The sequence below is a fragment of the Streptomyces longisporoflavus genome, assembly GCF_014649775.1.
In the GTDB taxonomy this organism is placed as follows: Bacteria; Actinomycetota; Actinomycetes; order Streptomycetales; family Streptomycetaceae; genus Streptomyces; species Streptomyces longisporoflavus.
In genome coordinates this window covers 46574-71013 of record NZ_BMTR01000013.1, presented here as the reverse complement: position 1 = coordinate 71013, position 24440 = coordinate 46574, and the positions used below count along the sequence as shown (strand labels likewise).

Sequence of the window (24440 nt, the reverse complement as noted above, 5' to 3'; positions counted from 1 at the left end):
GTCTCACACGTACTGCGCCTCGCGGGCGGTCGCCCTCACGCCTCCCACGGCAGCGGGCGGCTGTGCAGTACGTCGAGCCGGGAAACGGCCCTGGTCAGGACCACGTACAGGCGGCTGGGCCCGCGTTGTTCCGCCTCCGCGATGGCCGCCGGCTCGACGGCCACGACGTGGTCGTACTCCAGACCCTTGGCCAGGGACGCGGGCAGCACCGTCACGCGGGCATCCGGGTCGTCCGGGCCCGCACTGTCGATACCGGCCTCGGCGAGCGCCTCGCGCAGGTCCGCGACATCGGCGTCGGCGGCGATGACACCGAGCGAGCCCTCGCGGGAAAGACCGGCGCGTACCGCGTCGACGGTGGCGGCGCCCACGTCTGGTACCTCCCGGATCCGCAACTCGCCGTCCGTACGCAGCGAACGGGCGGGCGGTACGTCGACGTCGAGCGTGGCCAGTACGTGATTGGCGAGCCCCACGATCGCCTTCGGTACGCGGAAACCGGTGGTCAGCGGGGTCACGGCGGCGTCGGGCCTGCCGAGGTGCGCGAGGAGTCCGGGCCAGTCGCGGGCGGCCCACGGGGTGGTGCCCTGGGCGAGGTCGCCGAGGACGGTGAGCGAGCCGAAGTCCGCGCGCCGGGCGATCACGCGGGCCTCCATCGGCGAGAGGTCCTGGGCCTCGTCGACGACGATGTGGCCGTATCCCTCGGGCCGTTCGAGCAGCCCGGCGATCTCGTCGAGCAGGACGAGATCGGCCGCGGACCACTTGGCCGACTTGTACGAGCGCGGGGGCCTGGTCCAGGCGATCGCCCGCTGCTCGGCGACGTCGAGAATGCCGTCGGCCGCGGCGGCGAGCGCTGCCGGGTCCGCGAGCAGGGCGGCGAGCACCTCCTCCGGCTTGACCTTGGGCCAGGCCGCTTCGACGAAGGCCGACACGGAGCGGGCGCGGGAGATCTTCTGCAACCAGGTGTTGTTCACGGGGCCCGCGCGGCGCTCGGCCTGCTCCTGGATGTGCCGGACGGCACGGGTGCGCACGCGCTCGCGCCCGACGTCGTACGGCGGTTCCTCCGCGCGTACGTCCGCGATGATCCGCTCCAGGTCGTCGAGCGCGACCCGCCAGGTGTACGAACCGTCCGGCACCGCGATCGGGTCGACGGGCGGCACGACGCGGGAGTAGAGGGCGCGGCGCAGGACGGCGGCCATCCGGGCGTCGTGCTTGACGCGGGCGGCGGCCTCGTCGTCCAGGGCCCGCACGGGAGCGGCGGGCCTCGCGATCTCGTCGGCGACGGTGGACTGCCGCACGCCGGTCTCGCCGAGGGAGGGGAGCACCTCGGCGATGTAGCGGAGGAAGGTGCGGTTGGGGCCGAGGATGAGCAGTCCGGAGCGCCGCACGCGCTGGGGGTAGGTGTAGAGGAGGTACGCGGCACGGTGCAGGCCGACGGCGGTCTTGCCGGTGCCGGGGGCGCCCTGGACGCAGACGGACGCGGTGAGTTCGCCGCGCACGAGGTCGTCCTGCTCGGGCTGGATGGTGGCGGCGATGTCCCGCATGGGGCCGACGCGGGGGCGCTCGATCTCTCCGGCGAGGATGCGGCTGTTCGGGGTGGGGGGCGTGGCGGGGGTGGGAGTTGTGGCGGGGGTGGGTGGCGTGGCCGTGGCGGGTGGCGTGGCCGTGGCGGGTGGGGTGGCCGTGGCGGGTGGGGTGGCGTCGGCCAGCGGCTCGTCCTCCAGGCCGGTGAGGTCGGCGGAGTCGCCCTTGCTGCCGGCGGCCCAGCCGAAGCGGCGGCGGACGGCGACGCCTTGGGGGTCGCGGGCGCCTGCCTGGTAAAAGGCGCGGGAGACGGGGGCTCGCCAGTCGACGACGAGGGGCGGGGCGGAGGGGTGTTCGGTGATGCGGAGGCGGCCGATGTGGTAGCTCTGCCCGCGGTGATCACCGGCTTCGGCGGCGGCGGGGCCCTCGGCGGCGAAGTCGAGGCGGCCGAAGAAGAGCGGGGCTTCGGGGAGTTCGCGCATCGCTTTGGCGTGGCTGCGGAATTGGTAGCCGAGGACTTCGGCGTCGGCGCCGGACGCGGAGACGTCCGCTCCCGTGACGACCTGCTCCTCCGCGCCGTCGACCATGCCGGTGAGGGCGGCGCGGCAGGTGTCGTGAAAGCGGCGTTCCCTGGTCAGGGCTTCGTCGAGCGGTGAGAGGGGTGCGGGTGCGGGTGTGATGGTGGTGTCTGGTGGCCTCATACGGTCGAGAATAATGTAACCGAGTTAAATTTGTTACCGAGAATCAAGCGTGCGGTAGGCTCCGCCCATGACGGACGAAGAAGCGGCGGGCGCCGGCGGCCCCGGCCTGCGCGAGCGCAAGAAGCAGCGGATGTACCAGGCGGTCTCCGAAGCGGCGATCGCGCTCTTCCTGGCGAAGGGCTTCGAGAAGGTGCCGGTCGCGGAGGTGGCGGCAGCCGCCCAGATCTCCAAGCCGACCCTGTTCCGGTACTTCCCGACCAAGGAGGACCTCGTCCTCCACCGTTTCGCGGACCACGTGGACGAGGCGGCCCGAGTGGTCACCGCCCGCCCGGCGAAACGCTCACCCCTGGACGCCCTGCAACGCCACTTCCTCGACGGCCTCGAACGCCAGGACCCGGTGACGGGCCTGTGCGACAACATCCACGTACTCGCCTTCCACCGACTCCTGTACGGGACGCCGTCACTGGTGGCGCGGCTTTACGAGTACCAGGAACGGTCGGAGAGGGCGCTGGGCGAGGCACTGAGCGGGGCGCGGGGTGACGCGCCGAGCGGGGTGGCGGACGGAGCGCCGCCCGTGGACCAGCTCTCCGCGCGTCTCGCCGCCGGCCAGATCATCGCCGTACAGCGCATCCTCGCCCTGGAGAACTGGCGCCGGATCGACGCGGGCGAGAGCGCGGACGCGGTGTGGCCGGACGCGGTGGCAGCGGCGAACAGGGCGTTCGGCCAGCTGCGGTCGGGGTTGGAGCGGTACGCGTGAAGGGAGTCCAGCAGTACGCATGAGGGGAATTCAGCGGCCCGCCCGACCGCACCCCACCGCCGGCCCCCGAGCCAGCCCTACGCGCCGCCGCCCTCCCCCTCCACCAGCACCGCCACCCCGTCGAGCACCCGCGCGAGACCGAACTCGAACTCCGTGTCCTCGGCGTCCTCGGCGTCCGCGACGTCGAGTACGCCCGCGTCGAGCAGCCGACGCAAGCTGGGGAAGCGCTCCGGGGCCGTCGAGGTGAGGGCGTCGACGGTACGGGCGTACTGGCGCATCGCCTCGTCCGGCTCCCGGCCGCCGGCCCGCATGCCCTCCTCCAGATCCGCCATGAGCATGACCTCGTTGCGCACGAAGCCGCCGACGAGCATCAGGACGGAGATCTTCCAGCCCTCCTCCAGACCGCTGTCGTCAAGCGCCGCGAGCCCTTGTTCCATCCACTCCAACTGGCGGGGCGTGGCGGGCGGCCCGGTGACGGGAATCCGCACGATCCACAGATTGCGCCGGAAGACCTCGCGCTGGGCCCGCGCCCACCACTCCATACGCGCCCGCCACCCGGTGACATCGGCGGGCATCCCGGGCGGCGCCCCCGTAGCGGCGTCCTGCATCAGTACGTACAGCTCGTCCCTGGAGGAGACGTACCGGTAGAGGGACATCGTCGAGACGCCGAGCGCCTTGGCGACCCGCCCCATGGAGACCGCGCCGATACCCTCCGTCGCCGCGACGGCGATGCCCGCGTCGACGATGCGATCGAGACTCAGCCCCGGCTTCGGCCCCTTCGAGGGGCGCTCGCGCAGTCCCCAGGCGGTTTCCAGGCTCGCCGAGAGCCCCGTCCCCTGAAGCCCCCGGGCCCCCCGGTCCCTCGCACCGCCGTCACCGTCCGCCGCCATAATCCGCCGCCTTCCTGCTCCCGAGCCGCCCCTCTCTTGACGGACATCGTAGTTCTGCGTAACCCTTACACGGTATCGCGTATGCATTACGCGATAGAAGAGAACGGGGAGAGACACCCATGCCACCCACCCGAGCCCCGGCCGCCATCGAGGCCACGGCCCTCACCAAGACCTACGGAACCGGCGACCGCGCGGTGCCGGTCCTGCGCGGCATCGACCTGCACGTCCCGCACGGCACCGTCTTCGCACTCCTCGGCCCGAACGGCGCCGGCAAGACGACGGCCGTCCGCATCCTCACCACACTCACCGAGCCCGACGCGGGTACGGCGCGGGTGGCCGGCCACGACATCCGTACGGGGCAGCGCGAGGTCCGTCGCGCGATCAGCCTCACCGGCCAGTTCGCGGCGGTCGACGAGACGCAGACCGGCGCGGAGAACCTCCGCATGATGGCGAGGCTGGCGGGGCTCCCGCGCGCCGGGGCACGCACCAGGGCCGCGGAACTACTGGCCCGCTTCGGCCTGACGGAAGCGGGCGACCGCCTGGTCCGCACGTACTCGGGAGGCATGCGCCGCCGCGTGGACCTGGCGGCGGGCCTGGTGGGAGACCCGGAGGTGATCTTCCTGGACGAGCCGACGACAGGCCTCGACCCGCGCAGCCGCCAGGAGATGTGGCAGGTGGTGCGTGACCTGACGGCGGAGGGCACGACGGTCTTCCTGACCACGCAGTACCTGGAGGAGGCGGACCAACTGGCGGACCGCGTCGCGGTGCTGCACGAGGGAGTCATCGTCGCGGAGGGATCGGCGGCGACCCTCAAGGCGCAGGTCGGGGGCCACCGCCTGGACGCGACGTTCACCACCCGGGAGGCCTACCTCCACCTCTCCCCGAGGGCCACGCACCACTCCCCCGAGACCCTGACGCTCGGCTTCCCGACGGACGGCACGGCAGGCGGCGTAAGGGAGTTGCTGGACGCGCTGGACCCGGACCGCACGCGCCTTTCGGCCTTCGCGCTCCGCACGGCAACGCTGGACGACGTCTTCCTGACCTTGACCGGTCCCTCCCGCCCGAAGGGACTGACCCATGTCTGAAGCCCTGATCATGACCGGCCGCGCCATCCGCATCAGCCGCCGCAACGTGGACGCCCTGATCACGGCCATGGCCCTGCCGGTGATGCTCCTCCTGGTCTTCGTCTACTTCTTCGGCGGCGCGATCAAGACGGACACCGAGTCGTACGTCATGTACGTGGTCCCCGGCGTGCTGCTCCTCTGCGCCGGTTTCGGCTCGTCGAACACGGCAATAGCGGTCACCGAGGACCTCAAGGGCGGCATCATCGACCGCTTCCGCTCGCTGGACATCAGCGGCACCCAGATCCTGACGGGCCACGTCATCGCCTCGGTGGCCCGCAACCTCATCGCCACGACCCTGGTCCTGGCCCTGGCCTTCGCGATCGGCTTCCGCCCGTCGGCCACGCCGGCGGGCTGGCTGGCGGCGACGGCCGTCCTCCTGGCGTTCATCCTGGCCCTGTCCTGGCTCTCGGCAGCGGTGGGCCTCCTCGCCAAGTCCCCGGAAGCGGCGGGCGGCTTCACGTTCTTCGTGAGCTTCCTGCCCTACCCGAGCAGCGCCTTCGTCCAGACGTCCGACATGCCGACCTGGCTACAGCCCTTCGCCGAGAACCAGCCGGTGACCCGGGTGATCGACTCCCTCCGCGGCCTCCTCCTGAACCAGCCGGTGGGCTGGACGCCCTGGGTGGCCCTGGCCTGGTGCGCGGCGATCCTGGCCGCGTCGGCGGGGGTTTCGGGGGCGCTGTTCAGGAAGCGGACGGCGTGAGGGGCCGGGCCACGCCCCAGAGGGTCTCGAAGAGCTCCTTGCGCTGCGTGCATTTCTCCCTGGCGGCGGCGCCCGCGTCGATGTGCCAACGCGTCAAGGAGGCTCGATACCCCATGAGGTCAAGGAGCTGCCGGTTCGGCGGCTCGCTCGCGGGATACTTCTGCACGCTGTCGTAGATACCGTCGAACAGCTGCTCGTCGTTGATGAGGCAGAACTTCAGGAAGGGGGACATGTGCAGGACGCGGAACTCCAGGTCGAGCTCCGCCTTGCGCTCAAGTCGTAGCCTCCTGGCCAGCTCCTTCATGCCACGCTCGTAGCCACGAACCTTGGCGAGCAGTTCCTCCCGGAACATCTCGTCGTCCGTTGCCTTTCCCGCGTCGTCGAGCATGCCGGGTATCTCCATCGGCTTCGTGAAGTCCGGCACGAGAATGCGTATCGCGACCTCCGGCCGCACCCGACCGGAAAGGCCCTCCAAGCCTCCGCTGATCTGGTTGACCACGGTCTCGCCGGTGAAGCCGATGGCATCGATACGGACCTCGCGCGAAACCAGCGCATCGTCGAAGTACTGCCGCAGATCACGCGTTCGCACCGTCTCCCTGGCGGCGGGACGCATTGCGGCGTTCAGCTTCTGGACCTCGCTGTACAGCACATATCCCACGAGGCTCAGCACAGCGCCGCCGAGGAATGCTTTGCCTTCCAGCGCGTCACCGACCGGCTGCACGAACTGGGCGACCAGACCGAGGCCGAAGATGGAAAGGAGCAGCACCCTGGTCACGACGCTCTCCGACTGCGCCCACCCCTCCGTGGCGCGCTCACGAACAGAACGTCTCCGGGCCACCAAGTCCCCCTTGTATCAACCAGGTTGATCCGCAAAGGACATCGTGCCCGCTTCCCCGACGGTCAGGAAGGCCCCGACTCCACGAGGTCGACGAGCGGTTGGAGCGTGGTCACGACGATCCCTGCTCCGGCGGCGTGCAGGGGCGCGGCCTTGCGCTCGTCGCGTGCGTAGCCGACGAAGCGGACATTCGCTTTCTCGGCGGCTTCCAGGTCGGTCACCGTGTCGCCGATCATCAGCGCGTCGTCGGGCTTGGCACCCAGGGCATCGAGGGCCCGGCTCAGAGAGTCGGGGTGCGGCTTGAGCAGGCCGGGCTGGTCCGTGCGGCCGTAGATGTGCGGCCCGAACGCATCAAGGAGTTTCTCCCTCTCCAGGTAGGCGACGACAGCCCGGGGCGAATTGTTGGTCACCACGGCGATCCGGCAGCCCTTCGTCTGCAGGGCGCGGATGAGCCTGCTCGCTCCCGGTGTGGCCAGGGCGGTGGCCGCCGCCTCGACCTCGCCTTCCGTGAGCCGGCCCTCGAGCTCGGGGACCAGGCTCTTCCCGAGCGGGTCCTGGTCCATGGCCCGCAGTACGTCGTGCGGGTCGATGGTCTGCCGCACCTCCGCCGTGAGAAGGCCCCCCGACCCGTGCCGGGCAACCACGTCCCTGAGCCGCCGGGCGACACTTTCCGACGACCCGTGCATGAACAGGCGGCAGATGGGTCCGTCGAAGTCGAGGAGGACACAACGGCCGGCCACAGGCGTGAGCCAGTCGGCGAGTTCCATGAACTCATCCGTACCGATGACCTCGTCCGTACCGATGAGCCCGTCCGTACCGATGAGCCCGCACCCGTTCTCGCCCGCATGCCAGTCCCGCAACGCCCGCATCGCCTTCCCCTCGTCCGGTACGTCCGCCAGCTTCAAAGGATCGGCCGCACGCCGCAGGGCCCTGCACACCCGCACGGCCGCGGCCCCGAAGTCATCCTCGTCCGCATCCGTCCGCAGAGCGAGCGCCGCCCTCATCACATCGGGAAACACCGACTGGGCGTACTCGAAGTCCAGATAGACACCGAGGTCGTCATCGAGCCCAGCCGTCATGTCCTCGTGCCCCGCGCGCACCATGGCCTCGGACCACAGCCTCGTCATCCGCTTCTGCTCGTCCTTGTCGTAGCCCATACGTACGAGATGGGTGGCGAGGTCATGGAGAGGATCGCCGTACAGGGCCAACTCCCAGTCGATGACCACCAATTCATCTCGATCGACGACGACATTGGCGCGGTGGACATCGGTGTGCAGCAGACAGAAGGGCCGCGAGGTCAGGGGAGAACGGAAAGGGTCTCTCTTGAATTCCGTCATGACGTCGGTACGAATGCCCACGGCTTCGAAGAGCGCGTCGAAACGTCCTCGGTTCGGACGGTGCACCCGCTTCTCGGTGAAATCGATCAGCCAATCGAGAAAGCCCTGGCTGTCACCGGGCTCGGGCCAGTCCTCGGGCCTCGGCGGCAACTCCTTCTCCGGCACGGACGCCGCCCTCGCGAAGAATTCCGCGAAGGACCACATGAGATCCTCGTCGACCGGTCCGTCCGGATTCATCTCGGACAGCGCCCGGCCCGCCCGATAGGCATGCAGGGACCAGTCCCCGAAATCCGCCACACATCGCGGTACCTCAGGCAGATGCCGCGTCACGACCGAAAGGAGCTGCGCCTCGCTGTGCCAGATACGCGGTACGACCTCCACCCCCGCGAGCGGCGTCCGGCACTTGACCTGCGCCCGGAAAGGCATGCGCAGGAGGAGGGCCAGCGTCCAGCGGAGTGGCACGACGTAGTTGACGTTGTGATGCCCGTTCGCGACCTGACCGTCAGGACGTTCCCGGTAGGACCCGGCGAGCCACCGGACAAGTGCCTGATGGGCTCTGCGAGGCAGAGGAGACCGCATGAGCGCAGAGGGTATCTCCTACGACGCGGCGCTCTGACCACGCAACACCCTCAGCAGCGGCTCCATGGACGTCACCAGACAAGTCGCCCCCGCCTCCGTCAGGACCTTCCCGCGCTCGGGGTCGCGCGCGTAGCCCAAGAAGCCCACTCCGGCCCGCTCGGCCGCCTCGAAGTCCGAGGGGGTGTCGCCGATCATCAGCGTCTCCGACGGGTCGGCGCCCAGGGCGTCCATGGCCTGGTTGAGGCAGTGCGGGTGCGGTTTGAGGAGGTGGAGGTCCCTGGTGCGGCCGTAGATGTGCGGGCCGAAGCAGCGGCTCAGGCCCCGGCCTTCGAGGTAACGGTGCACCGCCCTCGCGGAGTTGTTCGTGGTGACGGCGAGGCGGGCGCCCGTGGCATACCACGTCATGATCAGGGGGTCGGCGTACTCGGTGGGCCACGCGGAGGCCACGGCCGCGAGCTCTTGCTGGGTCAGCTTTTCCTCCAGCTCGGCCACCAGGTCGAGCCCGGGGCGCCTGTGGTCGACCGCGCGCAGGAGACCGTGCGGGTCCAGCCGGTTCCGCTCCTCCTCGGTCAGCAGGCCGTGCAGCTGCCGCTCCTCCAGCGAGCGGATCTGGTCGACCGCGATCTGCTTGGCCGAATGCCTGGCGAACAGCCGGCACATAGGCCCGTCGAAGTCGAAGAGGACGTAACGGGCCCGTTTGATCAGTTCCCGCAGGTTTTCGGTCTCTTCCGCCATCCGCTCAGTCTGCGTCGTATCAGGAGTCACTAAGAGAGTGTCAGCTCCGTCGCGATGGTTGCCCAGAGTGCGTCGAACCATTTCTGCGACTCCTCGACGAACGCGGTGTCCCGCGAGGCGGCCGTGCCCTTCTCGAAGGAGAATAGGGGCGACCTCAGTCCGGACGCGTCGAACGCCTCCATCTCCGCGCTGCCGAGGTCCAGCATGCTGCGCTCGATCGTGTAGTACGCGAGCAGCGCCTCCCGCTCGTTCAGCAGGTACAGCTTCACCGGCGGCGTGAACGGCAGCGCGCGGAACGAGACGTCGACGTCGATGCCGTGCGAGGAACGCAGCGCCCGCAGGTTGTGGCGCAGGACCTGGCCCTGGGCATTGCGCTGCGCCAGCCATCGCTGGTGGACCCGGCCCCCGTCGTCCTGCCCCTCGATCGGCCGGGGGAAGGCGAGCGTGATGTCGCTGCTGGGCAGCAGGATGCGTACGTCGATCGACTCCGGCCGCATACGGCCCTCGTGTATGAGACGCACCGGCTCCCCCAGCGCGATCATCAGCGTCTCCGCCGTGTACGACACCACGTCGATCCGCACCCGCGGCTCCGAGAACGCCGACGCGAGCCGTGGCGCCAGGCTGACCATCGACGCCTGCGGCTCCGCGCCCGCCGACGTCACTCCCCGCGGTTCCGCGGCGATCCTCGGCGGGCTGCCCTTGCTCACATTGGCCAGCAGACCGTCGCCCTGCAAGGTCTTCAGCGCCTGCCGCACCGTCCCCCGCTCCACGCCGAACTCCTGCGCGAGCACCGCCTGCGTGGGCAGCCTGTCGCCGGGTCTGAGGTCGCCGGAGCGGATGCGGTCGCGGAGTTTGTCCGCGATGTGCTGGGGGGTGAGCTTTCTGCCGCCGTTCACTGCACCGTTCTCCTGGGTCACGACCAGACGATACAACTCCATGCCATCTCACGGCAGTTGTCGTGAAGTTGTTTATGTTGTGCGACCAAGTGGGGACAACTCAAGTGAAGTTGGTTGCCAACTCGTCAGAGGTGGCAGAAGGGGGAACCATCATGGACGTCCTTACCCTCCTCGAAACCGTGCTCGCCCTCACCTTCGAACAGTTCGCACACTGGCGGTACGGGACAGCAGGTCTCGTCGGAGTCCTGCTGCTGGCCGTCGGAGTCAAGGTGAAGAGCCACACGTGCAGCTCCATCGGCGCGGTCGTTCTCGCGCTGATGATGACGGGCCCTGCGATCTGATCGAAAGCCGGCCCCCGCCTCAGCCGCGGGCCAGCTCCAGGTCCTGGCTGATCGTGTCCCAGAGCGCGTCGAACCACAGGCCGGACTGCTCCACGAACGTCGTGTCCCGCAGTCCGTCCTGCCGGAAGGGGAAGAGCATCGACTGCGCTCCCTGGGCGTCGTACATCTCCAGGGACTCCTGCCCGATCTCCTCGCTCTGCCTGGTGAGGGTGTAATACGCGAAGAGCGCCTCGGAGCCGTTGAGCAGATACAGCTTCACCGGCGGCGTGAACGGCAGCGCGCGGAACGAGACCCGTACGTCGATGCCGTGCGAGCCCCGCAGCGCCAGGAGGTTATGCCGGAGCACCTGCCCCTGCGCGTTCCGCTGGTCCAGCCAGCGCCGGTGCACATGGCCGCTCTCGTCGTCCCCGCTGTCCACAGGCGTGGGAAAGGCGAGGTCGATGCTGCGGCTCGGCAGCAGCACCCGGACGGTGACTTTGGCCGGTTTCCGCAGCCCCGCGTGGATCCGCCTGAGCGGTTCGCCGATCGCCATCGTGAGCGAGACGGAGGTCAGGCACAGCGCGTCGATCTCCACGTCCGGAGCCTCGAACGCGGCGGCGATACGGGGTGCGAGACCGACCGTGGTGGGCTGCGGCGTGACACCACCGGCCCCGGAGCGCGCCCGGTTCGGGGTCTCGGCGACCGTGGCGGGACTCCCCTTGGACACATTGGCCAGCAGATTCTCGCCCTGCAGCGTGCGCAACGCCTCGCGTACCGCACCGCGTTCGACGCCGAACTCGTCGGCCAACTCGGCCTGCGTGGGCATGCGTTGGCCCGGCCGCAGCGTCCCGGACCTGATCCGGTCGCGCAGTTCGTCGGCCACCTCGTGGTGAGACCTGTGCGGCCTCTTCATCCCGTTGACAGGTGCAGGTTCCGGGCTCACAACCAAACCGTACAACTTCGCGCCATCTTTGGGGAGTTGCATGGAAGTTGCTCGCAAGGTGGTTATAAATCGAGCCACTGCGGAGATAACCCAGGTGAAGTTGGTAGCCAACTTAGGCAGCCTGGCAGGAACCCCGAGGGGTTGGCCGCCAGCCGCTGACCGTCAGGCGGCCACCGACCCGGGGGAGGACGGGGCCCGGCGCCCTGTCCCGGAAGGGGGAACGAAATGCCGCTCATCGCCATTGCCATCGCCGCCCTCGTCATCGGATTCGAGCAGCTCGTCCAGTGGAAGTACGGACCGATGGGCATCGTCGCCTTCGTCCTCCTGACGGTGGGCATCAAGGCCAGGAGCACCACGGTCAGCGGGATCGGGGCCGTGATCCTCGTCCTGCTGCTCGCCCAGTCGGGCTGACAGAGCTGGTTGACCGGGTTCCCATCCGGAGGGGAGCCGGGAGCCCGGTCAACCTTGATCGCAGGGGGCGGCCGCCGGTCGGAGCACGAGAGGGCCGATCGGAGCACGAGAGGGCCGCTCGGAGCACGAGAGGCCGGAGGCTAGAACGCCGCCCGGATCTCGCCCACCTCAAGAGCGCCGCCGAGAAGCGGCGCACGGCCGACGCGGGCGAGTATGTCCGCCTCCACACCCGCAAGGCGCAGCGCACGCGCGAGGACCGGGCCCAGGGCCCGCAGGCCGCCGTCGTCCACCTTGAAGGCGAGCGCACGGCCGTCCGGGAGCGCGAACGCCTGGACCGCCTCCGCGCCCATCTTGGAGAGCGCGCCGGGGATCTCCCGCATGAGCCACGTGTCGGGGCGGCGCGTGCCCGCCACGTACTCGGGGTGGGCACGCATCGCGTCCGCGACCCGGCGCTCCGCAGAGCCCTCGAGGGCGAGGACGAAGTGGCGGAAGGCGCGGGCGAGGCCGGTCAGGGAGATCGCCATCAGGGGCGCCCCGCAGCCGTCCGTACCGACGGCCGCCACCCGCTCCCCCGCCGCTTCCTCGACCACCTCAAGGATCAGCTGCTGGAGGGGGTGCCGCGGGTCCAGACAGGAATCCGCGGGCCAGCCGTTGAGCCGGCACACCGCCAGCATCGACGCGTGCTTCCCGGAGCAGTTCATCGTGACCCGGTCACGAACGGCACCCGCTGCCAGATATGTCTCGGCCTCGACCGCGTCGAGCGGGAGATCCGGCGGACACTGCAGATCCGCCGCCGTCAGACCGTGCTCGGCCAGCATCTTCTGTACGAGATCCCGGTGGAACATCTCCCCGGAGTGGCTCGCCGCGGTCAGCGCGAGGCGCTCGCCCGACAGATCGAGCCCCGCCCGCAGCACCGCCGCCGCCTGCATCGGCTTGTTGGCCGACCGCGGGAAGACGGGAACGCCCACGTCACCCATGGCCAGCTCCACACTGCCGTCCGCCGCCAGCAGCACCAGGCTTCCCCTGTGCCGGCCCTCGACGAAGCCCGAACGTACGACCTCGGCGAGGACCGGGGGTATGGCCGGGGATATGGCGGGGGTGGCGGCGGACTCGGCGGACGTCGAGGTCATCTTCGGCCTTCCGGGGGCGGGGGGTGGCGTGACGGCCGCCCGCGGAAGCCGGGGTCACCGGGTCACGCGAGGAGGTCGTCCACTTGTGCTTCGCCTTCACGGTACCTGCGGGCGATCTCCGCGCTGCAATCGTCCGCCGTGCGCTGCAGCTGCTGGCGCCGCCGGGAAACCTGCTGTTCGTAGCGGGTGAGCCGCCCCATGGCCGTGTGCAGCTCGTCGTCCGTACGGGCGTCCAGGTCGGAGAGCTCGACCTCGGCGAGCATCTCCGTGGCAAGGAGGCCGTACTCCGCGCTGTGCGGCGTGCCCAGCGTCACATGCCGGGCCGACGAGCGGTGCCGGGCGGGGCCGTCCGTGAGGATCTCGGAGAGCCGGAGCACGAGCGGCCCGTCCGGGCCCGGCGCAGCGGGGTCCCTGCGGCGGGCGAGCTCGGCCCGCAGGATGTCGATGCGCCCCTGCAAGAGGCGCCGGACATAGCTCAGGTCGGCCTCGTTCTGCTGCGCGTCCCTGCGCAGCTCGCGCAGCTCCCTCAGCAGCAGCGCGGCCAGGTCGCGCTCGGGCTGCTCGGACAGCAGCCCGGTGCCGCCGCTGCCCGTGCGCTGCGTGGGCGGCCGCGGCACGTTCACACGTCGCGCAGCGCTCATGTGGGTCAGCGACACAGATCCGGGCGGCTGCCCCGTACTTGATGTGCTCATGTGGCTCTACCGTCCCCTCGACCGGCGCGGTACACCGCGTGTGAGCATGGTGCCACCCCGAGTGGCCGCTATGTGAGCGAGTGCCCCCAATCGGCCCCAGATGGGGGGTTCGGGGCACTCCCGCGGGCGCGCATCCGGCGGCAGGTCGGCCGTACGGACCAGGCATGATGGGCCGTATGCGTGCTGTGGTGCAGAGAGTGGACGGAGCGAGCGTCGTCGTCCAGGGCGAGGACGGTCCCGAGACGGTCGGCGAGATCACCGGCGAGGGGCTGTGCGTCCTGGTCGGCGTGACCCACGAGGACACCAAGGAGAAGGCGGCCCAACTGGCCCGCAAACTCTGGTCCGTTCGGATGCTGGCCGACGAGAAGTCCTGCTCGGACATCGACGCGCCCCTGCTGGTCATCAGCCAGTTCACGCTGTACGGCGACGCCCGCAAGGGCCGCAGGCCCACCTGGAACGCCGCCGCGCCCGGCAATGTCGCCGAGCCCCTCGTGGACGAGGTGGTCGCCCAACTCCGCTCGCTCGGCGCGACGGTGGCGACGGGCCGCTTCGGGGCGCAGATGCGGGTGTCGCTGACGAACGACGGCCCGTTCACGGTGCTGCTTGAGATGTGACCGGGTCACACGCGTGACCGGGTCACATCCGTAACCCGGTCACATTCGTTCCTACGGCTCGCTACGGCGCCGCGGCTCCCTACGGCTCGACCACGACCTCCTGCGAAGCCGCCACCGCCCCCGCGAGCAGCCCCGCGTCCAGCGGCACGTTCCGCTTCACCAGGGCCAGCGCGATCGGGCCCAGCTCGTGGTGGCGTACCGCCGTCGTGATGAAGCCGAGCTTGCGGCCCTCCTCGCCCTCCGAGGCGAGCCGCAGCTCCGTACCCGCCACCGGCAGATGCACCTCGCTGCCGTCCAGGTGCAGGAAGACCAGGCGGCGCGGCGGCTTGCCCAGGTTCTGGACGCGGGCGACCGTCTCCTGGCCGCGGTAGCAGCCCTTCTGCAGATGCACCGCCGTGCCGATCCAGCCCAGTTCGTGCGGGATCGTGCGGTGGTCCGTCTCGAAGCCGAGCCGCGGCCGGTGCGCCTCCACGCGCAGCGCCTCGAAGGCGAGGATGCCGATCGCGGGGCCGTTCTCGGCGGCGTACGACTCCAAAGACACACGCGGCAGGAACAGGTCACGTCCGTGGGCGGTCTCGCGTACGACGACGCCCTCCGGGACCGGCGCGATCGAACCGGCCGGCAGATGCACGACGGCGAAATCGTCCGTACGGTCCGCGACCTCGACCCGGTTGAAGAACTTCATGCTCTCCAGGTACGCGACGAGCGCGTCCTGCGTGCCGGGCTCGACGTGCGCCCACACGGTCTCGCCGTCGTCGACGAGATAGAGGGCGTGCTCGATGTGGCCGTTCGCGGAGAGGATCAGCGCCTCGGTGGCCTGGCCGACGGGCAGCTCCGTCACGTGCTGCGTGAGCAGCAGATGCAGCCAGCTCAGCCGGTCGGGGCCGGAGACGGTGACGACACCGCGGTGCGAGAGGTCGACGAAACCGCTTCCGTCCGCGAGGGCACGCTGCTCACGGAACAGATCGCCGTAGTGGGCGGCGACGCCTTCGTCCACACCCTCGGCGGGGACGGCGCCGGGCAGGGACAGGAGGGGGCTCTTCATGTTCACCCACACTACGACCCGGTAGCGGGCGTTCTTATTCCTTGCCCCCGGAGCTGCCCTGTTCCTCGTCCCCCGAGCAGTTCTCGCAGCGCCCGAAGATCGCGAAGTGCTTCAGGTCCGTGTCGAAGCCGAACGTCTCCCGGAGCTTCGCGGTGAAGTCCGCGGCCACGGAGACATCCGCCTCGATGACGTTCGTGCAGTCCCTGCACACCAGGTGGAGGTGGTGATGGCGGTCCGCGAGGTGGTACGTCGGGGCGCCGTGCCCGAGGTGCGCGTGGCTGACGAGACCGAGCTCCTCCAGGAGCTCCAGCGTGCGGTACACCGTGGAAATGTTGACCCCCGACGCCGTCTTCCGCACTTCGCAGAGGATGTCGTCGGGGGTCGCGTGCTCAAGGGTGTCGACGGCTTCGAGCACGAGCTGACGCTGCGGTGTCAGCCGGTAGCCGCGCTGCCGCAGGTCGCTCTTCCAGTCGAAGTCGGTGCTCGCCACACAGGCAGTCTAGGCCAGCGGGGCAAACGGCCTACTTGAAGAACGCGATGCCGTCGTCCGGCAGATCGCCCAGGTTCCTGGCCATCTCGGCGACGTCCTCGGGCGAGACGACCTTCTTCAGCTGCGCGGACATGTACGGACGCAGCGGCACCTCGGGGGTCTGCTTCTCGCCCACCCACATCAGGTCGCCCTTCACGTACCCGTACAGACGCTTTCCGCCGCTGTACGGGCCGGAGGCCGCCGTGCGGGCCACCGCGTCCGTGGCCAGGTCGATCTGCGGCTTCTGGTCGGCAAGCTCGCCGTACCAGACCTCGACGACGCCGTCGTCGCGGACCATCACGGTCTCGACCTTGCGGTCCTTGTCGATGCGCCAGAAGCCCGACTCGGTCTCCAGCGGCTTGACCTTGTTGCCCTCGGCGTCGAGCACCCACGTACGCGAGTGGTACTCGATGAAGTCCCGCCCGTCGTGGGAGAAGGACACCTCCTGGCCGAAGTTCGCCTTCTCGGCGCCGGGGAAGTCGGTGACGCCCGCGCCGGCCCAGTTGCCGAGGAGCCAAACGAGGGGCACGAGGTCGGGGTGCAGGTCGGACGGAATCTCGATCATGGGATGCTCAGGCGATCTCTAGGTGGCGTACGGGGCGTACGGGGCTCAGCGCTGACCCTGGTACAGCTTCTTCACGGTCAGTCCGGCGAACGCGAGAACGCCGACGCAGACCAGGACCAGCAGGGCGGAGAAGAAGGCCTCAAGCACGGGGTGCTCCTCGGTGAGCTATGGGGTGAGCTATGGGGTGAGCTATTGGGGCAGGTATCAGAGCCGCTCCCACTGTAGTCGTGCGCGCCCCGCCGCTCTCTGCGAGGTGGCCTTACGAGTGTCCGCGCGGATGGCCATACGATGCCGCCATGGCGAAGAAGCTCGTGATCAAGGTGACCGCAGGGGCCGACGCCCCGGAGCGCTGCTCGCAGGCCTTCACGGTGGCGGCGGTGGCCGTGGCCAGCGGCGTCGAGGTGTCCCTCTGGCTGACCGGCGAGTCGGCGTGGTTCGCGCTGCCGGGCCGCGCCGCGGAGTTCGAGCTGCCGCACGCGGCGCCGCTGCCCGACCTGATCGACTCGATCCTGGCCGCGGGCAGGATCACCCTCTGCACGCAGTGCGCGGCGCGCCGCGAGATCACCGAGAAGGACGTGCTCGACGGGGTGCGGATCGCGGGTGCGCAGGTGTTCGTGCAGGAGGCCATGGCGGACGGCACGCAGGCGCTCGTCTACTGACGGCGCCGCTTCCCGTCCAGTTCGTCCCACCACTCGTCGGACTTCGAGTCCCCCGAGGGGTCGTCCCACCAGCGGTCGTCGGCGCCGCGCCGGTTGGCCACCATGGCGGCGACCGGCGGGATCACCATCGCCACGACACACATCCCGACGGCGACGGGAATGGACCAGAGTCTTACGACGCCCCACGCCAGGACGAAGAGGGCGATGCACGTCCCCATCATGGCGAAGTAGGCGTGCCGCCTTCGCGCGTACATACGTCCAGCGTAAGCCGGAGGACCGCACCCCGACCCGGTGGCGTCCAACCCCCTTGGGTGCGGCCCTCCGGCCGTCAGTGATCCGCTGTCGTCAGACCGCGATCGCGACCTCCGCCAGGCCGCCCGTCTGGGCCACGACCGTGCGGTCGGCCGTGCCGCCCGGGATCAGGGCGCGCAGGGTCCACGTGCCCTCGGCCGCGTAGAAGCGGAACTGGCCGGTCGCCGAGGTCGGGACCTCGGCGGTGAACTCGCCGGTCGAGTCGAGCAGGCGCACGTAGCCGCTGACGGGCTCGCCGTCGCGGGTCACCTGGCCCTGGATGGTGGTCTCGCCGGGCTTGATCGTCGAGGCGTCGGGTCCGCCGGCCTTCGCTCCACACATATGCGTTCGTCCGTCCTTAACTGGTCACTGCTGGGGGTCGGGAGGGCTACTTGTTGGCGCCGAGCTCGATCGGCACGCCGACGAGGGAGCCGTACTCGGTCCAGGAGCCGTCGTAGTTCTTGACGTTGGTCTGGCCGAGCAGCTCGTGCAGGACGAACCAGGTCAGGGCCGAACGCTCACCGATGCGGCAGTAGGCGATGGTGTCCTTGGCGAGGTCGACCTGCTCGTCCTCGTAGAGGGCCTTGAGCTCTTCGTCCGACTTGAAGGTGCCGTCGTCGTTGGCGTTCTTCGACCATGGGATGTTGCGCGCGGACGGGACGTGGCCCGGACGCTGCGACTGCTCCTGCGGGAGGTGCGCCGGGGCGAGCAGCTTGCCGCTGAACTCGTCGGGCGAGCGCACGTCGACCAGGTTCTGCGAGCCGATCGCGGCCACGACGTCGTCGCGGAAGGCGCGGATCGAGGTGTCCTGGGGCTTGGCCTTGTACGAGGTGGCCGGGCGGCTCGGGACCTCGGAGCCGTCGACCAGGTCGCGGGAGTCGAGCTCCCACTTCTTGCGGCCGCCGTCGAGGAGCTTCACGTCCTGGTGGCCGTAGAGCTTGAAGTACCAGAAGGCGTAGGACGCGAACCAGTTGTTGTTGCCGCCGTAGAGCACCACGGTGGTGTCGTTCGCGATGCCCTTGGCCGAGAGGAGCTTCTCGAAGCCCTCCTGGTCGACGAAGTCGCGGCGGACCGGGTCCTGGAGGTCGTCGGTCCAGTCGATGCGGATCGCGTTCTTGATGTGGTTCTTGTCGTACGCGGAGGTGTCTTCGTCGACCTCGACGATGGCGACCTTCGGGTCGTCGATGTGGGCCTCGACCCAGTCGGCGTCTACCAGGACGTCGCTGCGGCTCATACTTCTTCTCCTCCGGGGCAGTTGCGGCGGGGCGTTCGTGCTGTGCGAGGGTGCGCCGGGTACGTACGGTGATTGCGCGGTGGCGCGGCGTACGCGGCACGGGGTGGCCCTGACGGAGTCAACGGGCCTGGGGATACGGGAGTCGGAGCTCCCGCTCAGAAGGTGCGACAGAGCATGGCGGCGACGCGGCACAGGTCTACTGCCCGCCGCTTCGTGAGGTCCGCCTGTCGCTGCATGGGTCCGATCGTAAGGACGCGAGGGCGGCCGTGTCACCGGGGTGTCGGATGGTGAGACGGGATCATCCATGATGTGGGATGCGATCAACGGGAAAGCCGCCCGCGCGGGGGCGGGGAGCGGGGTTCACTCCCGCCGCATCCATCGCGCGGACGGCTTCGTCTCGTACTGCGGAACGGTCGGCTCGGGGCGGCCGCACCCGGACAGCCGCTCCGGGCCTCAGCCCGCGAGCTTCACGTTCGTGCCCTTGACCGAGATCTCCACGCCGTCCTTCGCCGGCCGCACCTCGTCGATCTTGATGCCGCCCGGCAGGCCGGTGACCTTCTCCTCGAAGTCGGTCACATCGCGCACCATGCCCTCGGGGAGCGGGATCGAGACGCCCATGACCTCGAACTTCTTCGGGACGTCGTCGGCGTTCACCTTGATCGTGTCGTTCTCGACCCTGACCGAGCTCATGACGTGCACCGGCTTCGGCAGCTTCGCGCCGCCCTTGCTGACCTCGACCTCGACCTTGATCTTGTTGCCGCCGCCGTCCGATAGGCCGACCACCTTGCCGGTGGCGCCGAGCGGCAGCTCCACCGGCTCGCCCTGCGCCTGCTTGAGCAGCTCGTCGTACGAGATCAGGGCGGTGCCGGTGGCCTCGTCGGCGGTGGCGGAGCTGTAGTCGCCGGAGAACTCGACGCCCTTCATGCGGGCGTTCAGGTCGGCGATGCGGATCTTGTCGGAGCCGGAGGTGGCGTCGTAGTTCTCGATGCCGATCTCGACGTCGTCGAGCGTGCCCCCGGCGACCTGGGTCAGGAACGGAAAGCCCTTGATGGAAACGTCGGGCGTCTGGCCGAGCCCCTCGCTGGTACGCAGCTTCTCCGCCGCCTCGTCCTCCGCGAAGCCGACCGCCAGGCGGTCGGCGGCCACGAACAGGCCCCCCAGGATCACGACGACGATCAGAAGTATTCGTACGGCGCGTTTCATGTCCGGTGTTCCCCCACCTTGTCCCCCGACTCAACTGACGTTTGCCGCGAGCCTAAAGGACAGGTCCCCGGCGGGAGCGCCCGGCCGGGGACCTGTCGATCAGCTGTGACGATCAGCCGATGGCCCTGCCCAGGAGGTAGACGGCCGGGGCCGCCGCGGCGAGCGGCAGGGCCACGCCCGCCGTCATGTGCACGAAGCGGGACGGGTAGTCGTAACTGGCGACCCGGTGGCCGATCAGCGCGCAGACACCGGCGCCGAGGCCGAGCAGCGCGCCCTTGCCGCCGAAGTCCGTCATGCCGCCGACGGCGATACCGGCTCCGGCGGCCGCGAGCAGCGCGACGACGACGGAGGCGGCTGTCGGCAGGGGCAGCGCGCGGGCGATCACGGCGACCGCGACGGCGATGCCGCCCAGCGTCACGGCGTCGTCCGATGCCGCGAGATGCCCGGTCGCGATGATCGCGAGGGCGGAGGAGGCGACGGTCGCCATGAGTCCGGCCATCCGCTCGTCCGCGGAGGCGCGGCTGCGCAGCTGGAGGACGAGGACGAGCAGCACCCATACGCCGAGGGTGCCGAGGATCGCGGCGGGCGCGTTCCCCTTGCCCGCGGCGAGCAGCGCGATGTCGGCGACGACACCGCCGAGGAAGGCGAGCGCGATGCCCTGCCGGGCGGGCCACATTCCGTTGAGCCGGAACCATCCGGCCGCGGTGACGGCTTGCAGCAGGATCAGCGGTACGAGGAGTGCGTACTGCCCGACGGCGGCCGTACCGGCGAGCAGCAGTCCGAGGATCGCGGTCAGCGCGGCGGGCTGGATTCCCGGCTCTATGATCGGCGACCGCCCTTCGGCGCGGGCGCGCTGGGCATCGGTGATGCGGGGGTTGCCGGTGGTGGTGGCGGGGCCGTAGCCGGCGGAGGAGTCCGTCTCGGGCCGCGACTCGGGCTCGGCCGCCGCTCCCGCCATGGGCAGGTGTCCCGCGGGGTGACCGGGGTCTCCGATGCTCGAACGCGGTTCAGAGCTCGGGGAAGGGTGGGCATGGCCGCCGAAGTCGCCGGGGCCCGACTGAGCGCTCGGCACGTCGTATCCGGGCGCGGGCCTCCCGTACCCCTGCGGGGGCAGGTAGGCCGTCTCCGTCACGTCCACCACGGGTGAGGGCTGGACCCGGGTGTCCCAGGTCTGCCCCTCCCACTGCTGGGTGTACGCGTCCCCGGCGTGGGGCCGCGGCTGCTGCGGGTACTGGTACTGCTGCCGGTCGTACTGCTCCTGTGCGTACTGCTGCTCAGGGGTGTACTGCTGCGGCTGCGGTTGCTGCTGCTCCGGCGGGTAGGGCTGCTGCACCTGCTCAGGGGGATATCCCTGCTGGTAGGGGTCGTAGTTCCCGTACCCGTACCCCTCATAGCGCGGATCGCTCATATCGCTGCTCACCCTCCTGCGAACGGCGGGAGCACCTCGACCGTGCCGCCCTCGGCCAGCCGTACCGTCTCATGCCCGCGGGTACCCACGGGATCGCCGTCGATGAGGAACGAGCATCGCCGCAGTACACGGACGAGCTCACCGGGGTGTCGCTCGCGTGCCGCGTCCAGCGCCTCGGCGAGCGTCGTCGCAGCGTACGGCTCCTCCGCGACGCCTGCGGCTGCTTTGGCCGCGGCCCAGTAACGAATGGTGCCGTTCACCATCACAGCTCCTCTCCTTCGGCGATTGCCGAACCTTCGACGATTGCCGGTCCTTCGGCGTTTGCCGACGTCCATGATGCCGTGGCCCACTCGGCGATCCGACCGAGCAGTGCGTCGTCCGCCGCGTTCTCCGCGTGCCCCATCCCCGCCTCCAGCCAGAGCTCCGCCCCGCCCGCCGCCGCTGCGGCCAGCATCCGGGGATGGTCGACCGGGAAGTACGGGTCGCGGTCCCCGTGCACGACGAGCAGCGGCGTCGGCGCGATCAGCGGGACCGACTCCACCGGCGAAAGGGGGACGGGGTCCCACTCGTGCGGGTGGATTCGGGTGCGCAGGCCGACCCGGCCCACGACACGCCCCAGGGGCCGCGTCACCACCCAGTGCAGCCGCCGCATCGGCGCCGTCCCCCGGTAGAACCAACGGGCGGGAGCGCTTACGGCGACCACCGCGTCAACCCGCGCTTCAGTGCGCCCCCCGTGCGCGGCACCGGCGAGGGCCGCGTGCCGGAGCACCACGGAGCCACCCATCGAGAAACCCACGGTGACCACGCGCGTGTGGCCGAGGAACCGGGCCCACTCCACCGCGACCGCCAGGTCGAGCACTTCGCGGTCGCCGACCGTGGACAGCCCGCCGGACGCTCCGTGGCCCCGGAAGGAGAACGTGATCACGGCCGCACGCTGCGCGAACACACCGGCCGCGCGGCGTACGTGCGGCCGGTCGACGCCGCCCGTGAAGCCGTGCGCGAGCACGATCGCGAGCTCGCCCGCCGGGTCGGGACCGGGCTTGTACGCGGCCTCGACAGCGATGCCGTCCTGTGTACGGAGCGTTGCGCGACGTTGAACGCGGGGCGGAGTCCGCGTGATCGGCGGCACAGAAGATCCCGCCGCTCGACCTGCCGTACCGGAAGTCATGTGGGCTATTCTCCTTGGCAGAGGATCCGGGCAGCGAAGCCCCCGGGTCCTTTCGTGCTTTCTGGGAGCCCGTGGCGGTCTCACATCGCGGACACGTCCACGAAACCCGGGACCGCACGAGGAGAGCTCCGGGCGCGGGCTCTCCGCCGCAGGAATCAGCAAGACCCAGCAGTAATCAGTACGAAGCAGTGCCGTAAACGTCCTCGCAGGGACCGAGGAGGAACCGACGTTATGGGCGAGCGAAACGTGCACAACCGTAGGACGACCCAGGCAGGTGGGCGGCGATGAGTTCTCTGCTGCTCCTCACCAATGCCCTTCAGCCGTCGACGGAGGTGCTTCCCGCCCTCGGCCTGCTGCTGCACAACGTGCGGGTGGCCCCCGCCGAAGGCCCGGCTCTCGTCGACACCCCTGGTGCCGACGTCATTCTGATCGACGGCCGTCGTGACCTGCCGCAGGTCCGCAGCCTCTGCCAGCTCCTCCGCTCCACGGGGCCCGGCTGTCCGCTGGTCCTTGTCGTCACGGAGGGCGGTCTCGCGGCCGTCACCGCCGACTGGGGCATCGACGACGTACTCCTCGACACGGCGGGCCCCGCCGAGGTCGAGGCGCGGCTCCGGCTCGCGATGGGCCGTCAGTCGATCACCGCGGACGACTCCCCCATGGAGATCCGCAACGGCGATCTCTCCGTGGACGAGGCGACGTACAGCGCGAAGCTGAAGGGCCGGGTCCTCGACCTGACCTTCAAGGAGTTCGAGCTGCTCAAGTACCTGGCGCAGCACCCGGGGCGCGTCTTCACGCGGGCCCAGCTGCTCCAGGAGGTCTGGGGCTACGACTACTTCGGCGGTACGCGCACGGTCGACGTGCACGTACGGCGACTGCGCGCGAAGCTCGGTGTCGAGCACGAGTCGCTCATCGGCACCGTCCGGAATGTCGGCTACCGCTTCGTGACGCCGGAGAAGGTGGAACGGGCGGCCGACGAGGCCAAGGCGAAGGCAGCCGCCCCGCCGGCCGGGGGCGAGCGCGACGACGCCTCCGCCGAGAAGGCGACCGCCGCCGCGACCGCGCCGAAGGAAGGTGCGAAGGAAGCCGCCGTACGCCCTGCCCAGCGGTAGTTCCATCCGCGTAGACTCCGCGCGTGGCCAAGGTGACTCGGGATGACGTTGCGCGACTTGCGGGTACTTCCACCGCCGTCGTCAGCTATGTCATCAACAACGGACCTAGGCCGGTTGCCCCGGCCACGCGCGAGCGTGTACTCGCCGCGATCAAAGAGCTGGGGTACCGGCCCGACCGGGTCGCCCAGGCCATGGCGTCGCGGCGGACCGACCTCATAGGCATGATCGTGCCGGACGCACGGCAGCCGTTCTTCGCGGAGATGACGCATGCCGTGGAGCAGGCGGCCTCCGAGCGCGGAAAAATGGTGCTCGTCGGCAACACGGACTACGTGGACGAGCGCGAGGCCCACTATCTGCGGGCCTTCCTCGGCATGCGGGTCTCCGGGCTCATCCTCGTCAGCCACGGCCTGACGGATCAGGCAGCCGCCGAGATCGACGCGTGGGACGCGCGGGTCGTGCTCCTGCACGAGCGGCCCGAGGCGATCGACGACGTCGCCGTCGTCACGGACGACCTGGGCGGCGCGCAGCTCGCCACCCGGCATCTCCTCGAACACGGCCATGAGTACGTGGCGTGCGTCGGCGGCACCGCCGAGACCCCGACCGTCGGCGACCCCGTCTCCGACCACGTCGAGGGCTGGCGGCGGGCCATGCGGGAGGCCGGGCGGTCGGTGGAGGGGCGGCTCTTCGATGCCCCGTACAACCGCTACGACGCGTATCAGATGGCGCTGAAGCTGCTCGCCCGTCCCGATCGGCCGACGGCCGTCTTCTGCTCCACCGATGACCAGGCGATCGGTGTGCTGCGGGCCGCGCGGGAGCTGCGCATCGACGTGCCGGGGCAGCTGGCCGTCGCCGGGTTCGACGACGTCAAGGAGGCGGGGCTCACCGATCCGCCGCTGACGACCGTGGCGTCGGACCGGCCCGCCATGGCGCGGGCCGCGGTCGATCTGGTGCTGGACGACGGGCTGCGTGTCGCCGGTTCGCGCCGCGAGCGGTTGAAGCTGTTTCCGTCCCGGCTCGTGGTCCGGCAGTCCTGCGGCTGCAGCTGAC

The 24440-nt window shown here is 70.0% G+C and carries 29 protein-coding genes; 9 read left to right on the top strand and 20 right to left on the bottom strand.

What is annotated here, in order from left to right; genetic code table 11:
* Positions 1–35: 35 nt before the first annotated feature.
* On the bottom strand, positions 36–2219 hold the full coding sequence (locus tag IE226_RS25630; protein WP_229871536.1) for a HelD family protein: 2184 nt from the start codon (positions 2217–2219) through the stop codon (positions 36–38).
* A gap of 67 nt (positions 2220–2286) precedes the next feature.
* Here IE226_RS25630 and IE226_RS25625 point away from each other — a divergent pair, with 67 nt between their 5' ends.
* Entirely contained in the window at positions 2287–2976 is a 690-nt protein-coding gene (locus IE226_RS25625) for a TetR/AcrR family transcriptional regulator (protein ID WP_190083727.1), read from the top strand.
* Between the two features lie 77 nt (positions 2977–3053).
* Here IE226_RS25625 and IE226_RS25620 read toward each other — a convergent pair whose 3' ends face one another.
* On the bottom strand, positions 3054–3866 hold the full coding sequence (locus tag IE226_RS25620; RefSeq protein ID WP_190083726.1) for a TetR/AcrR family transcriptional regulator: 813 nt from the start codon (positions 3864–3866) through the stop codon (positions 3054–3056).
* A gap of 119 nt (positions 3867–3985) precedes the next feature.
* Between IE226_RS25620 and IE226_RS25615 the strand changes: the two genes are divergently transcribed.
* On the top strand, positions 3986–4951 hold the full coding sequence (locus tag IE226_RS25615) for an ATP-binding cassette domain-containing protein (RefSeq protein ID WP_190083725.1): 966 nt from the start codon (positions 3986–3988) through the stop codon (positions 4949–4951).
* Complete coding sequence (locus tag IE226_RS25610; protein ID WP_190083724.1) at positions 4944–5690, top strand: ABC transporter permease; 747 nt, start codon at positions 4944–4946, stop codon at positions 5688–5690. Before IE226_RS25615 ends, IE226_RS25610 begins: the two co-directional genes overlap by 8 nt.
* On the opposite strand, the gene IE226_RS25605 is transcribed toward IE226_RS25610, so the two are convergent.
* The 4 genes from IE226_RS25605 to IE226_RS25590 all read right to left on the bottom strand — a co-directional run bounded on the left by IE226_RS25605 (position 5671) and on the right by IE226_RS25590 (position 10099).
* Positions 5671–6465, bottom strand: coding sequence for a hypothetical protein (locus IE226_RS25605; RefSeq protein ID WP_190083723.1), 795 nt, complete (start codon positions 6463–6465; stop codon positions 5671–5673). The two genes, IE226_RS25610 and IE226_RS25605, sit on opposite strands and share 20 nt — an antisense overlap.
* 125 nt (positions 6466–6590) lie before the next feature.
* Entirely contained in the window at positions 6591–8441 is a 1851-nt protein-coding gene (locus IE226_RS45100; protein WP_190083722.1) for an HAD-IA family hydrolase, read from the bottom strand.
* 18 nt (positions 8442–8459) lie between these two features.
* Positions 8460–9176: an HAD family hydrolase gene (locus IE226_RS25595; protein ID WP_229871535.1), complete on the bottom strand. Its 717-nt coding sequence runs from the start codon at positions 9174–9176 to the stop codon at positions 8460–8462.
* 29 nt (positions 9177–9205) lie between these two features.
* Positions 9206–10099: a GntR family transcriptional regulator gene (locus tag IE226_RS25590; protein ID WP_190083900.1), complete on the bottom strand. Its 894-nt coding sequence runs from the start codon at positions 10097–10099 to the stop codon at positions 9206–9208.
* 125 nt (positions 10100–10224) lie between these two features.
* Here IE226_RS25590 and IE226_RS25585 point away from each other — a divergent pair, with 125 nt between their 5' ends.
* The gene (locus IE226_RS25585) at positions 10225–10413 is read left to right on the top strand and encodes a hypothetical protein (RefSeq protein ID WP_190083720.1); all 189 of its coding nucleotides are present in this window, start codon (positions 10225–10227) and stop codon (positions 10411–10413) included.
* Between the two features lie 19 nt (positions 10414–10432).
* Here the strand turns inward: IE226_RS25585 and IE226_RS25580 are convergent, their stop codons facing one another.
* On the bottom strand, positions 10433–11305 hold the full coding sequence (locus IE226_RS25580; RefSeq protein WP_229871534.1) for a FadR/GntR family transcriptional regulator: 873 nt from the start codon (positions 11303–11305) through the stop codon (positions 10433–10435).
* A gap of 255 nt (positions 11306–11560) precedes the next feature.
* Between IE226_RS25580 and IE226_RS25575 the strand changes: the two genes are divergently transcribed.
* On the top strand, positions 11561–11746 hold the full coding sequence (locus tag IE226_RS25575) for a hypothetical protein (RefSeq protein WP_190083718.1): 186 nt from the start codon (positions 11561–11563) through the stop codon (positions 11744–11746).
* Positions 11747–11886: 140 nt separating this feature from the next.
* Here IE226_RS25575 and IE226_RS25570 read toward each other — a convergent pair whose 3' ends face one another.
* Both IE226_RS25570 and IE226_RS25565 read right to left on the bottom strand, forming a co-directional pair.
* Positions 11887–12876, bottom strand: coding sequence for an asparaginase (locus IE226_RS25570; protein WP_190083717.1), 990 nt, complete (start codon positions 12874–12876; stop codon positions 11887–11889).
* Positions 12877–12938: 62 nt separating this feature from the next.
* A complete protein-coding gene (locus IE226_RS25565) occupies positions 12939–13568 on the bottom strand; it encodes an RsiG family protein (protein WP_190083716.1) in 630 nt (209 codons plus the stop codon).
* Positions 13569–13744: 176 nt separating this feature from the next.
* Here IE226_RS25565 and dtd point away from each other — a divergent pair, with 176 nt between their 5' ends.
* Entirely contained in the window at positions 13745–14182 is a 438-nt protein-coding gene (gene dtd / locus IE226_RS25560) for a D-aminoacyl-tRNA deacylase (RefSeq protein ID WP_190083715.1), read from the top strand.
* A 79-nt stretch (positions 14183–14261) separates the two neighbouring features.
* On the opposite strand, the gene ygfZ is transcribed toward dtd, so the two are convergent.
* From ygfZ to IE226_RS25545, 3 genes are read right to left on the bottom strand one after another with little or no spacing between them, the layout of a single operon-like run.
* A complete protein-coding gene (ygfZ, locus tag IE226_RS25555; RefSeq protein WP_190083714.1) occupies positions 14262–15227 on the bottom strand; it encodes a CAF17-like 4Fe-4S cluster assembly/insertion protein YgfZ in 966 nt (321 codons plus the stop codon).
* Positions 15228–15261: 34 nt separating this feature from the next.
* On the bottom strand, positions 15262–15717 hold the full coding sequence (locus IE226_RS25550) for a Fur family transcriptional regulator (RefSeq protein WP_190083713.1): 456 nt from the start codon (positions 15715–15717) through the stop codon (positions 15262–15264).
* Positions 15718–15748: 31 nt separating this feature from the next.
* Complete coding sequence (locus tag IE226_RS25545) at positions 15749–16321, bottom strand: heme-binding beta-barrel domain-containing protein (protein ID WP_190083712.1); 573 nt, start codon at positions 16319–16321, stop codon at positions 15749–15751.
* A gap of 296 nt (positions 16322–16617) precedes the next feature.
* On the opposite strand from IE226_RS25545, the gene IE226_RS25540 reads away from it, so the two are divergent.
* Positions 16618–16980, top strand: coding sequence for a DsrE family protein (locus tag IE226_RS25540; RefSeq protein ID WP_190083711.1), 363 nt, complete (start codon positions 16618–16620; stop codon positions 16978–16980).
* Here IE226_RS25540 and IE226_RS25535 read toward each other — a convergent pair.
* From IE226_RS25535 to IE226_RS25505, 8 genes are all read right to left on the bottom strand, one after another.
* Positions 16974–17234 carry a DUF3099 domain-containing protein gene (locus tag IE226_RS25535; protein WP_190083710.1) on the bottom strand — a complete coding sequence of 87 codons (261 nt, stop codon included), beginning with the start codon at positions 17232–17234 and terminating at the stop codon, positions 16974–16976. The genes IE226_RS25540 and IE226_RS25535 overlap by 7 nt on opposite strands.
* Positions 17235–17325: 91 nt before the next feature.
* Complete coding sequence (locus IE226_RS25530; protein ID WP_160505842.1) at positions 17326–17613, bottom strand: DUF1416 domain-containing protein; 288 nt, start codon at positions 17611–17613, stop codon at positions 17326–17328.
* 46 nt (positions 17614–17659) lie between these two features.
* Positions 17660–18505 carry a sulfurtransferase gene (locus IE226_RS25525; protein ID WP_190083709.1) on the bottom strand — a complete coding sequence of 282 codons (846 nt, stop codon included), beginning with the start codon at positions 18503–18505 and terminating at the stop codon, positions 17660–17662.
* Positions 18506–18660: 155 nt separating this feature from the next.
* The gene (locus IE226_RS45275; protein ID WP_351007875.1) at positions 18661–18741 is read right to left on the bottom strand and encodes a putative leader peptide; all 81 of its coding nucleotides are present in this window, start codon (positions 18739–18741) and stop codon (positions 18661–18663) included.
* Between the two features lie 217 nt (positions 18742–18958).
* On the bottom strand, positions 18959–19708 hold the full coding sequence (locus tag IE226_RS25520) for an LmeA family phospholipid-binding protein (protein WP_190083708.1): 750 nt from the start codon (positions 19706–19708) through the stop codon (positions 18959–18961).
* 112 nt (positions 19709–19820) lie between these two features.
* Complete coding sequence (locus IE226_RS25515) at positions 19821–21116, bottom strand: hypothetical protein (RefSeq protein ID WP_190083899.1); 1296 nt, start codon at positions 21114–21116, stop codon at positions 19821–19823.
* A gap of 8 nt (positions 21117–21124) precedes the next feature.
* Positions 21125–21379, bottom strand: coding sequence for a MoaD/ThiS family protein (locus IE226_RS25510; protein WP_160505846.1), 255 nt, complete (start codon positions 21377–21379; stop codon positions 21125–21127).
* Positions 21379–22284: an alpha/beta hydrolase gene (locus tag IE226_RS25505; RefSeq protein WP_190083707.1), complete on the bottom strand. Its 906-nt coding sequence runs from the start codon at positions 22282–22284 to the stop codon at positions 21379–21381. The genes IE226_RS25510 and IE226_RS25505 overlap by 1 nt, the downstream gene beginning before the upstream one ends.
* 284 nt (positions 22285–22568) lie before the next feature.
* Here IE226_RS25505 and IE226_RS25500 point away from each other — a divergent pair, with 284 nt between their 5' ends.
* Together IE226_RS25500 and IE226_RS25495 are read left to right on the top strand one after the other, a co-directional pair.
* On the top strand, positions 22569–23393 hold the full coding sequence (locus IE226_RS25500; protein ID WP_190083706.1) for a winged helix-turn-helix transcriptional regulator: 825 nt from the start codon (positions 22569–22571) through the stop codon (positions 23391–23393).
* A 23-nt stretch (positions 23394–23416) separates the two neighbouring features.
* On the top strand, positions 23417–24439 hold the full coding sequence (locus tag IE226_RS25495) for a LacI family DNA-binding transcriptional regulator (protein WP_190083705.1): 1023 nt from the start codon (positions 23417–23419) through the stop codon (positions 24437–24439).
* Position 24440 lies beyond the last annotated feature (1 nt).